The organism is Pseudoalteromonas sp. SG45-5, from assembly GCF_014164085.1.
Lineage (GTDB): Bacteria > Pseudomonadota > Gammaproteobacteria > Enterobacterales > Alteromonadaceae > Pseudoalteromonas > Pseudoalteromonas aliena.
On record NZ_JACJEM010000083.1, the window covers coordinates 1 to 12,542 of the forward strand.

The 12,542-nt window shown below is 38.7% G+C and carries 10 protein-coding genes and 1 tRNA gene; 8 read left to right on the forward strand and 3 right to left on the reverse strand.

From position 1 onward, the window contains the following. Positions 1-249 precede the first annotated feature (249 nt). Positions 250-1,686 carry a pyruvate kinase gene (gene pyk / locus H5119_RS18890; RefSeq protein WP_182703331.1) on the reverse strand — a complete coding sequence of 479 codons (1,437 nt, stop codon included), beginning with the start codon at positions 1,684-1,686 and terminating at the stop codon, positions 250-252. A gap of 371 nt (positions 1,687-2,057) precedes the next feature. On the opposite strand from pyk, the gene gndA reads away from it, so the two are divergent. Then, a complete protein-coding gene (gene gndA / locus H5119_RS18895; RefSeq protein ID WP_077538063.1) occupies positions 2,058-3,431 on the forward strand; it encodes an NADP-dependent phosphogluconate dehydrogenase in 1,374 nt (457 codons plus the stop codon). A gap of 86 nt (positions 3,432-3,517) precedes the next feature. On the opposite strand, the gene ansA is transcribed toward gndA, so the two are convergent. Then, positions 3,518-4,528 (reverse strand): asparaginase, encoded by a 1,011-nt coding sequence (ansA, locus tag H5119_RS18900; protein WP_138585350.1) that lies wholly within the window; start codon positions 4,526-4,528, stop codon positions 3,518-3,520. Positions 4,529-4,609: 81 nt separating this feature from the next. Then, positions 4,610-6,475, reverse strand: a complete 1,866-nt coding sequence (gene sppA, locus H5119_RS18905; RefSeq protein WP_182703332.1) for a signal peptide peptidase SppA — start codon at positions 6,473-6,475, stop codon at positions 4,610-4,612. A gap of 290 nt (positions 6,476-6,765) precedes the next feature. Here sppA and H5119_RS18910 point away from each other — a divergent pair, with 290 nt between their 5' ends. The 7 genes from H5119_RS18910 (at position 6,766) to H5119_RS18940 (ending at position 12,218) form a co-directional block, all read left to right on the forward strand. Continuing rightward, complete coding sequence (locus H5119_RS18910; protein WP_182703333.1) at positions 6,766-8,727, forward strand: FAD-dependent oxidoreductase; 1,962 nt, start codon at positions 6,766-6,768, stop codon at positions 8,725-8,727. Between the two features lie 240 nt (positions 8,728-8,967). Continuing rightward, positions 8,968-9,654 (forward strand): DoxX family protein, encoded by a 687-nt coding sequence (locus H5119_RS18915; protein ID WP_182703334.1) that lies wholly within the window; start codon positions 8,968-8,970, stop codon positions 9,652-9,654. A gap of 121 nt (positions 9,655-9,775) precedes the next feature. After that, positions 9,776-10,324: an NAD(P)H nitroreductase gene (locus H5119_RS18920; protein ID WP_182703335.1), complete on the forward strand. Its 549-nt coding sequence runs from the start codon at positions 9,776-9,778 to the stop codon at positions 10,322-10,324. A gap of 202 nt (positions 10,325-10,526) precedes the next feature. Beyond that, positions 10,527-10,904, forward strand: a complete 378-nt coding sequence (locus H5119_RS18925) for a hypothetical protein (RefSeq protein WP_182703336.1) — start codon at positions 10,527-10,529, stop codon at positions 10,902-10,904. Between the two features lie 98 nt (positions 10,905-11,002). Further along, a tRNA-Ser gene (locus H5119_RS18930) sits at positions 11,003-11,093 on the forward strand. A gap of 51 nt (positions 11,094-11,144) precedes the next feature. Continuing rightward, positions 11,145-11,528, forward strand: coding sequence for a hypothetical protein (locus tag H5119_RS18935; protein ID WP_182703337.1), 384 nt, complete (start codon positions 11,145-11,147; stop codon positions 11,526-11,528). A 69-nt stretch (positions 11,529-11,597) separates the two neighbouring features. Continuing rightward, the gene (locus H5119_RS18940) at positions 11,598-12,218 is read left to right on the forward strand and encodes an FKBP-type peptidyl-prolyl cis-trans isomerase (RefSeq protein WP_077538055.1); all 621 of its coding nucleotides are present in this window, start codon (positions 11,598-11,600) and stop codon (positions 12,216-12,218) included. The last annotated feature ends 324 nt before the right edge of the window (positions 12,219-12,542 follow it).

A 12,542-nucleotide genomic window follows, 5' to 3' on the forward strand; every position in this document is an offset into this window, starting at 1 on the left:
CTAAAACAACCCATTTCTTTGTTGTAAATTTCGCAAAGGGAACAACCATTTACATCAATTTACGCCTAGAACTGAATTATTTTTTCGGCGTAAAATTTAGATCACATACTTAATGGAATTGGTATAACACTGATAAAAAGTTGTTTATTACAGGCACAAAAAATGCGAGCTAGGCTCGCATTTTTTATATTTAAACTGAACTCTGGTTAAGAGATTTATTATCCAGAGCTCAGGCTATTTAGTAATTAACTATGCAACAGTTACAATTTTCATTGTGTTCGTTGCGCCCACAGTTTCCATTGAGTCACCGTGAGTAATAATTACTGTATCGCCAGAGTGCAAAGACCCTTGAGCAACTAAAGTATCAAGTGCTGCTTTTACCATGCCGTCTTTTTCAGCTTTTGTAGAATCAAAAAATACTGGATAAACACCACGATAAAGTGCGGTCTGGCCTAAAGTACTAGCATGACGTGAAAGCGAGTAGATTGGTAAACCAGAGCTAATACGCGACATAAGTTTAGCGGTGCTACCAGATTCAGTCAGTGTAATGATTGCTTTAACAGAATCTAAGTGATTTGCAGCATACATAGCAGAAAGGGCAATTGATTCTGCATTGCTAGAAAAACGACTATCTAAACGATGTTTAGAAACGTGTGTTTCTTTTTGAGATTCAGCACCTAAACAAACACGTGCCATTGTGGCAACTGTTTCTTCAGGGTAATCACCAGCCGCTGTTTCAGCAGAAAGCATTACAGCATCTGTTCCGTCAAGAACGGCGTTTGCAACATCCATAACTTCTGCACGTGTAGGCATAGGGTTATCGATCATCGATTCCATCATTTGCGTTGCTGTTATTACAGTACGATTTAATGAGCGAGCGCGACGAATAATTAGTTTTTGTTTACCCATAAGGGCAGCATCGCCAATTTCAACACCTAAGTCACCACGTGCAACCATTACTGCATCAGATGCTAAAATAATGTCATCAACCGCGTCTTGTGTTTCGACTGCTTCTGCGCGTTCAATTTTAGCAAGTAATTGTGCCTTTGAACCAGCCGCTTCAGCTAGAGAGCGAACGTAGCGCATATCATCGCCACTACGAGGGAATGAGACTGCAATATAATCGACGTCAATTTCAGCCGCTGTTATTAAATCTTCTTTATCTTTTTCAGTAAATGCAGGCGCTGTTAAGCCACCACCTAAACGGTTAATGCCTTTATTGTTAGATAAAACACCACCAACAGTCACGGTACAATGCACTAAGTGATCCGCTACATCATCAACGCTTAACTGAATAAGACCATCGTTTAAAAGTAGTAAATCGTTAGGGCTTACATCGTTTGGTAATTCTTTATAATCAATACCAACTGAATTAACATCGCCTTGACCTTTTTCCATTTTTGCATCAAGGGTAAATTTAGCACCTACTGCAAGTGTTACTTTACCTTCTTTAAATGTAGAAACGCGGATTTTAGGACCTTGAAGATCAGCAAGTATGGCAATATGCTTGCCTAATTTTTTCGCTATATCACGAACCGCTTGTGCACGGTCTTTATGATCTTGTGCAATACCGTGTGAGAAGTTTAATCGTACTACGTTGGCACCAGCGCGAATAATTTTTTCTAAATTGTTATCTCTATCGGTAGCAGGCCCAAGGGTAGCAACTATTTTCGTGCGTCTAAGCATCAAATTCTCCTGTGTGCTTAAGATGTAAGCGGGTTAACGGTTGTTTTTCTATTTAAAATATAAACACAAAAAGGTAAAAATATTTTTAGTTTTGGACAATATTAGTATTATTGTCACTATTTTATACAAAACTAATCTGTCATCATTATGACACCGGTGTCAGAATGCGTCAATGTTCTTAAATTTTAAATAGCTTCGCTTTTTGTCACCCTCAGAGGACTGATGTTTGATATAATTACAGAGCTTGTTTATCTATAATAAAAAAGCATGTGTATTATAACTAAGATTAGTCTTTTATGATTAAGCATTATAAATCACACGGTATTATTTACATCCACTAACCAAATAGTTGTTACCGAGGAGGACACTAAATGCAAGTTGCATTAGTCGGGTTAGGCGTTATGGGAAAAAATCTTGCTTTAAACTTGATTGAAAAAGGGATCACGCTAGTCGCTTATGACAAAAATCCGAATGCGGGTGAAGAGTTATTAAGTTGTGCTAAATCTCAGGGGATGGCCGATAGGCTCCACATTGTTTCTGATTTAAGAGACATGGTTCAGCGTTTAGAAGCACCTCGCTCTATCTTATTACTTGTTCCAGCGGGTGAGTTAGTTGATACGGTTTGTAATGAACTGGTAGATGCGGGCGTCGATTGTAACGATATGATAGTCGATTGTGGTAATAGCAACTACAAAGACGGCATTACACGTAAGCTTAAATACCAAAACAAATTTGAATTTGCCACAATGGGAATATCTGGTGGTGCCGAAGGCGCTCGTCATGGCCCTGCTATGATGGCAAGTGGCTCAGAAGGTGGTTGGGAACGCATCGAACCTTGGTTTGAAAAAGTGGCTGCAAGCTATAATGACGAGTCATGTTTTGCACGTGTTGGTCAATCAGCGAGTGGTCATTTTGTAAAAATGGTGCACAACGGTATTGAATACGCACTAATGCAATTAATTGCTGAGGTCTATCAATTACTTCGCCTAGGCACTAATCGTTCACCTAAAGAAGTTGCTGCCATTTTTGATCACTGGTCAAAAGGTCAACTAAATAGTTACTTACTTTCCATTTCTAGCCATATCTTATCTCTTGAAAACCAAAAAAACATGCCGCTTGCTGATTTAATTGATAACAAAGTTGGCGCAAAAGGCACAGGCCTTTGGACTGCACAAAATGCACTTGAATTGGGAATTGCAGTACCGTCTTTAGTTGCAGCTGTTCAAGCTCGTCATTTAACGAATGCATGTGATACAACGGCCGCGCAAGAGATGACCTACGCAGCTAAATCAACCAACACAGTTGATATTGATTTAGAAGAATTGAAAGATGCATTTACGCTTGCAAGTTTATTAGCTTATCGCCAAGGATTAGCACTTATAAAAGGGGCGTCGCGTACACATCAATGGAAAGTAGATTTATCTAAAACATTACAGACTTGGCGTGCAGGGTGTATTATTCGTGCTGACTACTTAGATAGTGTGGCGCAGGGCGTTGAATTTATCGATTCTTTAGATAAGGAAGCCGCTGCTCTTCGTAAAATTACCGGTCAAGCAATTATGTCAGGCTTAGCATTTCCAGTGCTAAGTTCAACACAAACTTACTTTGCAACGTTAACAACACCAAGTAATGGGCATTTAGTACAAGCCCAGCGTGATTACTTTGGTGAACACGGTATTAAAACCCACAGTGGTGAAACATGCCATTTAACAGATTTAGTCGAGATAGACGCTAAAGTTCGTTAATAGCTAACCTGAGCTTCTGGTTAACTAGTTGCTTTAAAAATAAAAAGGCACGCTTATATAGCGTGCCTTTTTGTTTTAGTATGGTGTTATCGGCTTAATTCGCCGCGCAGGTCGTCTTGCATTAAATGGCGAATAGTCTCAATTTCTAGTTTTTGACTAAACAAGTAATGCAACTTAGTCAAGCATGCTTCTAGTGTCATATCGTATCCACTAATAACACCAATATTTAATAGGGCATTACCTGTGGCATAACCGCCCATGTTTACATGACCTTTTAAGCATTGTGTTAAATTAACAATAACCATACCGCGTTTACTTGCTTCACTTAAGACGGATAAAAACTCAGGATCCTGAGGTGCATTGCCCACACCAAAGCTAAGTAAAACTAATGCTTTAATATTATCATTGACTAAGCTTTTAACTACGTCTCTGCTAATACCTGGATATAAGTAGAGCACACCAATAGGTTGAGGGGTAATGGGCGTAACTTGCAGCTCGTTTTCAACGTAAGGACTAAGTTGACCTTTAATGAGTTGAATACTAATACCAGAGAGGGCTAAAGGTTCAAGGTTAGGTGAGGCAAAAGCATTAAAACCATCTGCATGTGCTTTAGTTGCTCTATTCCCTCTAAATAACTGATTATTAAAAAATAAGCTAACTTCTGCTATTGGGTAATTTGCGGCTAAATACATTGCATTGAGTAAGTTAACTTGCCCGTCTGAGCGCAATTGTGAAAGCGGAATTTGCGAACCAGTAACAATAACTGGCTTAGTCAAGTTTTCGAACATGAACGAAAGTGCAGAAGCGGTATACGCCATCGTATCGGTACCATGAAGAACAACAAAACCATCGTATTCTTGATATTTACTTTTGATGTCATCAGCAATGAGTTGCCAATGAGCGGGCGACATATCTGATGAGTCGATAAGAGGGCAGTACTCGTGAATATCGAATAAAGGCATTTCATCACGATTAAATTCAGCATTATTAACGACTGTTTCGGTTAAAAAGCCTTCGGCAGGGATATATCCACGGCTCGATTTTTTCATTCCTATAGTACCGCCAGTGTAAGCGATATAAATGCGTTTGCGTTTCATAAAAAAAGCCCAGTAAAAAAACTGGGCTTATTATAACCTTAAGCTACTTTAAATACAGCAGCTAACGGCTGGGATGCATTTTTATTGTGCAATAGTGCATACCAAGCAGCGTGCGTATACGCCTTGCGGATCGTTGTAATCTTTAAGGTTTTCTACTTCTGAGCTTAGCTGACTTATAACACTTTGTAGGTTAGCTTGTGTGGCTAATACAGATGTCTTTTGTGTTTGTAGCCCTAACATTGACTTAACTGATGCATTGCCAAAAACATCTTGCATCATTTGTTGTTGCGGGCTTAAGTCTTGTTTTATCGTTTTAACTTCAAAGTGATTTAATTTTGCCAGTGCTGCAGCGGCGTCAATTGCATCTTGTTTATCACCCAGCTTGTCTATTAAACCTAATTTGAGTGCTTGAGATGCGATCCATACACGGCCTTGTGCAATTTTATCAACTTGCTCTGGGGTCATATTACGTGCATCAGCCACAACATTTAAAAAGCGACCGTACGCTTCTTCAACACTCATTTGAATTACTTGGCCCATTTTTTCGTTAAGAGGGCGGGTGATAGAAAAGCCAGCCATTTCGGTTGTTGCTACACCATCCGAATAAACACCAATTGTAGAAAGGGTTTTTTCAAATGTCATAAACGTACCAAATACCCCAATTGAGCCCGTAATCGTACTCGGCGCTGCCCAGATCTCGTTTGCGGCGGAGGCAATCCAATAACCGCCCGATGCAGCAACAGAGCTCATAGAAGCAATAACTGGTTTACCCGCTGCTTTAAGTGCAAGTACTTCAGCTCTAATTACTTCTGATGCAAACATGCTACCACCACCAGAGTCGATGCGAAGCACAACCGCTTTCACTTTATCATCAAGGCGTGCCTTACGAAGAAGGGCAGCAGTAGAGTCGCCACCAATTTCGCCAGCTCGGCGTTCACCGTCAACAATAGTGCCTCTCGCTACAACAACAGCCACTTTTTCAGTAATTGGGTTATCAAATACCATAGGTGGTTTAACTAAGCTTAAATAGTCACGAAATGAAACTTGCTTGAATGTTTTACCATCTTCGTCTTCACCAACTAAATCGATAAGCTGCTTGCGGACTTGTTGAGTGGTTTTTAATGAATCAACCCATTGGTGATCAATTGCATATTTTCCTGCATCGCCGTTTGCTGCTTGCATTTTAGCTAGATATACATCCATTGTTTCATCAAAATTTGACTCATCAAATGAGCGAGCTGCAGCAACATCTTGTTTGTATTGATTCCAAAGTGCCCCTAACCAAACACGATTAGCCTCTTTTGCAGCATCAGACATATCATTGCGAATAAATGGTTCAACGGCTGACTTAAACGTACCAACACGAAAAATATGCTGCGTTACTTCTAACTTTTCAAGTGCATCTTTAAAGTAAAGGGGATACATGGCGTAACCTTCAATGGCTACGCTTCCGTATGGATGCATGGTAACTTCGTTGGCATGTGACGCAATGTAGTATTGCGCTTGTGTGTAGTAATAACCTGATGCAATAACTTTTTTGCCTGTTTCTTTAAAGCGGTCAATAGCATTTGCAATTTGTTTAAGCTTATTTAAGTGCGCTTTAGGCATTTCTTGTAAATCAAGGAGTAATACCGTAATACGCTCGTCCTTAGCGGCTTCATTAATTACTTTTACTATGTCGTCTAGTAAAATCTCGCTCGGCGCTTCAGAGCCTGATGTTGCATCACTAATAGCGGCTTCAATTGGATCGACATAAGTTTTTTCTTCAACAATAGGGCCGTTAAGGTTGAGTCTAAGTACAGAGCCATCTTCAACAGTTATTTTATCTTCATCACTAGTAATACCCGCAATAAAAACAATTACAAGTAATAAAAACAGAATGTTAAGTACTAATCGACGAGAAAAATTGATCCCAGTCCAAATACCTTTGAATATTTTTGCTATCAAAATAGCTCCTTAAGTTGGTACAGCTAATACATTTACTCCATCTTATCTCAGAATAAAAATAAGTTTAACTGCTAAATCGTAACGAAGTGTTTATGAATATGTTCAAGTGCGCGTAATTGCGGCTTTTTTTATGTTTTAATATTATTTTTTAAACTAAATTAATGCGTATCAATGATTATTTAATACTATTACGAGATTAATAATTAAATACAGTCATATATTGCATATTACTTGCGATTAAAGCAGAATTAACTAATGTATACAGGTTAGACCAGTTAACGGGGCACAAGATGTTAGAACAACAATTACAATTAAAACACACGCAATTACGTAACCGCTTAGTAATGGGCTCAATGCATACAGGCCTTGAAGAAGGTTGGCATAACCGAAAACGCTTACGCGCATTTTATGAAGCACGCGCCAAGGGCGGCACCGCAATGTTAATTACAGGTGGATATAGCCCTAATTTACGCGGTAAGTTAACGCCTATTTCGTCATCATTTAATAGTTATTATGATGTATTTAAGCACCGTGCGTACACCGATGCAGTGCATAAACACGGCGGAAAAATTTGTTTGCAATTACTCCACGCTGGGCGTTATGCGTATCATCCATTTAACCAAGCGCCTAGTGCTATAAAAGCACCTATTAACCCTTATAAACCAAAAGCGATGTCATTAGGGTCTATTAAAAAAACAATTAAAGACTTTGCGCACTCTGCTTATATGGCAGAAAAGGCTGGATACGATGGCGTTGAAGTAATGGGCTCTGAAGGTTATTTAATTAACGAATTTATGGCGCCGCATACCAATAAGCGTACAGATGAGTTTGGTGGCAGTTTAGAAAATAGAATGCGTTTAGCATTGGAAATAGTAAAAGCGGTTAGGGCAAAAGTATCTGAACAATTTTTAATTATTTTTAGGTTGTCAGTTATTGATTTAATTCCAAACGGTTCAACACCTGAGGAAGTCATTACTCAAGCAACTGAGCTTGAAAAAGCAGGCGTTGATATTTTTAATACCGGTATTGGTTGGCATGAAGCACGTGTGCCTACGATTGCGAGTATGGTTCCGCCAGGTGCATTTAAAGAAGCATCAAAACGTTTAAAAGACGTGGTGAGTGTTCCTGTAATTGCTGTTAACAGAATTAATACGCCAGAGATTGCTAACGATATTTTAAATGCAGGCGAAGCCGATTTAATTTCAATGGCTCGGCCGTTACTTGCTGATCCTGAGTTTTTTAATAAATACGCGAATGAGCAATCTAAGCAAATTAATATTTGTATTGGCTGTAACCAAGGTTGTTTAGATCATGTATTTAAAAATAAGCGTGCTACCTGTTTAGTTAATCCTCAAGCTGCGTTTGAGCTCGATTACCCATTAGAGCAAGCTGCTAAAGTCAAAAATGTACTTGTTGTTGGCGCAGGCCCTGCGGGTTTATCAGCAAGCTGTTATTTGGCCCAAAAAGGTCACAAAGTAACGTTAATTGACCAAAAAATGCAAATGGGCGGTCAGTTTAATTTAGCGATGCAAATACCAGGTAAAGAAGACTTTAACCACACATTAGCATATTACACGAATGAGTTGGATCGCTTAAACGTAGCGGTCGAATTAGGAAAAGCCTATAACGATAGCATGCTTGAAAATTACGACGATGTTGTTTTTGCAACCGGTGTAAGACCACGAGAAGCAACTATCAAGTGCGATGATGGTAAACGCGTTTTTGCTTATGATGAAGTTATTCGCGGTGAAGTTGAGTTAGGTAAGTCAATTGCCATTTTAGGTGCTGGTGGCATAGGTTTTGATATGGTTGCCTTTTTAAGTGAGCACAAATCGCAAAGTATCGCTGATTTTAAAACGCAATGGGGTATTGAATGTCAGCCGCAGCCACATAAAGATGAACGCCAATTGTATATGTTAAAACGAAGTGCAGGGCGCTTTGGTAGTGAGCTCGGTAAAACAACGGGTTGGATACACCGTCAAGTAGCAAAACAGCATGGCGTTAAGCAAATTGCTGATTGCCAATATAATAGTTTTGATGAAAAAGGACTGTCTATTACCGTCGCCGGTGAAACACAGATACTACCAGTTGATACTGTTATTGCCTGTATTGGACAGGTATCAAATAATGAAGTGCTTAAAGACTATGCTGATAATGCAAAAGTGCATGTCATTGGCGGGGCTAAACTCGCTTCAGCGATTGATGCTAAACGCGCGATATTTGAAGCCCTACAAATCGCGCGAAGTATTTAACCTGAAGTCTAAATAAGAAACCTACCTCAAACAGCTATTTTTAACGCAGTTAGCGCTGAAAATAGCTGGCTAGAGAAAAATAAATAACAATATCATTGTGGTTTAAGATATTAGTAAACTTCTTAACCACTGCTAAGGTTATTTAACGTTACTACCTTGGTATGAAATACTTTTTGTTTTAATGCGGTCTTGGTTGTTTATAGTCTATAACTTAGTAAACAATGAACAAACGGGGCACGCATGAGAAACAAAATAATAAGTATTTACGACATAATACTGGGTAAATTATCATTTTTAGATGGTTTTCCGGCTTTACTTTTTCGCTTGATTTTAGCGCCTGTGATGATTATTGCAGGCTACAATAAACTTGCCATAAGCACTGAAACCACTCGCTTCCTCGATAACTTTTTAGCTTCTCCCGACGTTGTTCACTGGTTTGGCAATAGTGAATGGGGGTTAGGATTACCTTTTCCCGATTTACTTGCTTTTTTAGCTGGGTGGAGTGAGTTTCTAGGTGGCTGGTTTTTATTGTTTGGTTTGCTAACCCGCTTAGTGAGCATTCCGCTGATGTTTACAATGGTGGTTGCTGCTACATCTGTGCATTGGCATAATGGCTGGTTTGCAATAGCGCCTACAAACCCGGATACCAGCGCGGCACAAGTACTTGATTGGTTGTCTATTCCAGGTGCTAAAGAAAGCCTCGAAAACTCGCTAGAAGTACGCGATAGAATTGGCATTATTCGTAATTTAGTCGAAGAGCATGGTTCTGCTGATTATTTATATGAAAAAGGAAAGCCCTCAATTTTAAATAATGGTATTGAATTTTCAGCTATCTACTTTGCTATGCTATTGAGCTTGTTTTTTATGGGCGGGGGACGTTTTGTCAGTATTGATTATTGGCTAAAGCGAAGTGTTGTAAAACAATGACGCATTAAATATACGATTATTAACGGCCACATAAATTTATTTTATGTGGCCGTTTTGCTATCGATATTTATTTTTTCAGGTTTTAAATGTTACTCTAGCGTTTTATTTTTGAGGAAACGTGATGAACGCAATTGAGCTTTTACTTACCCGCCAGTCTGATCCAAAATTAACTGAGCCTGCGCCAAATAGTGAGCAGCTAGCCATTATTCAACAAGCTGCATTACGAGTTCCGGATCATGGGTGTTTAGCGCCGTGGCAGTTTATTATTGTACAAGGTGATGCGCGCCATACATTAGGTGAAATCTATCATCAAAGCGCAGTGACTGAGCAACAAGCCGAAAAAGTTATTAATCGGGCTAAGGAATTACCACTGCGCGCGCCCATGATTATTATCGCAATTGCAAAGTATCAAGAACATCTAAAAGTACCGCGTATAGAGCAAGTACAGAGTGCTGGATGTAGTGTATTAGCCATGCAACAAGCCGCATTTGCACAAGGCTTGGGGGGCGTTTGGCGTACAGGTTATTTTGCACAAAGTGCAGCTGTAAAAGCAGCGCTTAATTTGTGCGAGCATGATGAAATTGTTGGTTATTTATATTTAGGTACCCCCGTAGTTAACTGTAAAAAGTCACCTCGCCATAAACCAGAAACTTATTTTAGCTATCTGTAAAATAGTATGAACTTTATGCACTTTTCATAGTCACAATTTTTTACGCTTAAAATTACACAATTAAGCAACGAATGGTGATGCTGTGAGAAGCGCTCGGATGTATTAATGGTAATATTTCTTCTTCAGTTTGTTTTTTAATCGGTTGTTTTTTGATAGTGTATGGAAAGTCTCAACAAAAATAACAATAAAGAAGACTTATATTATGGGAAATCTATTTTTACAAGAAAAAGAAAATTGGTTAGCGTGGTCAATCTGGGGGATTTTAGGGGCATTTTTAACCCTATATATAGGCATGAGTACGAATACAGCGCTATTCATAGCATGCTCAGCCATAGGTGTGCTAGCAGTATTAACATGGTGGATGCAGCAATCAAAACGGTTCGGTTTTGCTCGTGCGTTTAAAATCTGCTGTTATGTCTTGTTATTAAGTGCTTTACCTGCGGTTATGCTCGTTGTCGTACCAAGTGGAGAATTAAATCATTTTGGCTTGATTTTTCAAAGTATTACTCTTTTTACGCTTAGTTTATTAGTGTGTTTAATTTGTTCGTGGATTGCACGAAAACCAAAGCAGTATTATTAGCCTTAGATAGTGATTATTTTAGTAATTGAGTCATTTTTTAATTTTTATATATTAAACCTTTACAAATTACGCATTTACCCCTATTATACGCGCCGTACGGAGAGATGGCAGAGTGGTCGAATGCACCGGTCTTGAAAACCGGCATGGGTTTATAGCCCATCTAGGGTTCAAATCCCTATCTCTCCACCATTATTTAAAAAACCGCCTTATTGGCGGTTTTTTGCTATGTGGAAGTTAAAAATGACAAAATCTATTCAATCAATCCCACAGCGATTAATTAAACATATTTTATTATGGACCGTGTTTAGTTATTGCTACCACAGTGCAATTACTTTGCTAGTTAAAATGGCAGCCGATGCACAACCAGAATACGCTCTTATTACTGCATTAATTTATGGTGTTGGTTTCAATCTTTTAACTGCTCATTTAATTACAAAATACGATAAATATTGGCCCACTATTGCTTCCGTGTTTATTGGTTTTATAGGGCTTATAGTTGTGCCATTTTTGTTGCTTGGCAAAGTAGGATTGCTTACTTTCCCCTTGCTTGCTGGAATTTTATTCAGTTTAGTAGTGAGTAGTTATATTGTTGGTCTATTAAAGGTAAAACTCAGCAAAAACTAGACCCAAAAACGGTTTATTTTGTGATAGCATAGCTGCGTCTTTTAACTAACAAAACGTGAAAAACACATTATGTCAGATAATTTTACTACAGATGCTGAAAAAGCAAGTTACGGTATTGGCTTACAAATGGGTGAGCAACTTAAGTCTAATCCTTTTGAAGGCTTAAACCTAAATTCAGTGTTTGAAGGCATGAAAGATGCGTACGCAGGTAGCGCTTTTCAAGTTGAGATCCCTGAGATCCAAGCTGCATTTGAAAAAATTAACGAAGAGATCCAAGCTCGTCGTGAAGAAGAATCTAAAGTACTTTCTGCTGAAGGTGTTTCTTTCTTAGAAGAAAATGCTAAACGCCCTGAAATCACAGTTACAGAGTCTGGTCTTCAATACGAAGTACTAGCAACGGGTGAAGGCGAAAAGCCAACTGCTGAATCTACAGTTCGTGTTGATTACCACGGTACATTAATTAACGGTACTGTTTTTGATAGCTCATACGAGCGCGGCCAACCAGCTGAATTCCCAGTTGGTGGCGTGATCAAAGGTTGGACTGAAGCATTACAAATGATGCCAGTAGGAACTAAATGGCGTATCTACGTTCCTCATGAGCTTGCTTATGGTGAACGTGGCGCAGGTGCTGCAATTGCACCTTTCTCAACGCTTGTATTTGACGTTGAACTACACGAAATCATTTCTTAATTTAAATAAATTTTAAACTTAAGAGTTTAAAAAGCCGTATTCAATTTGAATACGGCTTTTTTGTGTCTGTAATTTAAGAACTTTATGTATGCTAAAAATAAAAAACCGCATTAATAAAATGCGGTTTTTAAATATATAAACTAAAGAACTATTTGTTAGTTAACCTGAACGCTGGATAATAATACCAACCTGCATAAACCTTTGATCAATTTAACGAATTAAATTGCACTATAACGTCGTTAAAAATTTTTTATTTAGAACAACTAGATACAAAAACTTTTGCCTAGTTCTAGCGTAATTTTCTTAACGTTAAATAGACCCCAT

What these genes read in the sequence shown, in the direction of transcription:
- H5119_RS18935 (WP_182703337.1), top strand. Translation starts at nt 11,145, where the DNA reads ATGACAAAATCTATTCAATCAATCCCACAGCGATTAATTAAACATATT.
- H5119_RS18910 (WP_182703333.1), top strand. Translation starts at nt 6,766, where the DNA reads ATGTTAGAACAACAATTACAATTAAAACACACGCAATTACGTAACCGC.
- ansA (WP_138585350.1), bottom strand. Translation starts at nt 4,528, where the DNA reads ATGAAACGCAAACGCATTTATATCGCTTACACTGGCGGTACTATAGGA.
- H5119_RS18940 (WP_077538055.1), top strand. Translation starts at nt 11,598, where the DNA reads ATGTCAGATAATTTTACTACAGATGCTGAAAAAGCAAGTTACGGTATT.
- H5119_RS18925 (WP_182703336.1), top strand. Translation starts at nt 10,527, where the DNA reads ATGGGAAATCTATTTTTACAAGAAAAAGAAAATTGGTTAGCGTGGTCA.
- H5119_RS18920 (WP_182703335.1), top strand. Translation starts at nt 9,776, where the DNA reads ATGAACGCAATTGAGCTTTTACTTACCCGCCAGTCTGATCCAAAATTA.
- gndA (WP_077538063.1), top strand. Translation starts at nt 2,058, where the DNA reads ATGCAAGTTGCATTAGTCGGGTTAGGCGTTATGGGAAAAAATCTTGCT.
- H5119_RS18915 (WP_182703334.1), top strand. Translation starts at nt 8,968, where the DNA reads ATGAGAAACAAAATAATAAGTATTTACGACATAATACTGGGTAAATTA.
- pyk (WP_182703331.1), bottom strand. Translation starts at nt 1,686, where the DNA reads ATGCTTAGACGCACGAAAATAGTTGCTACCCTTGGGCCTGCTACCGAT.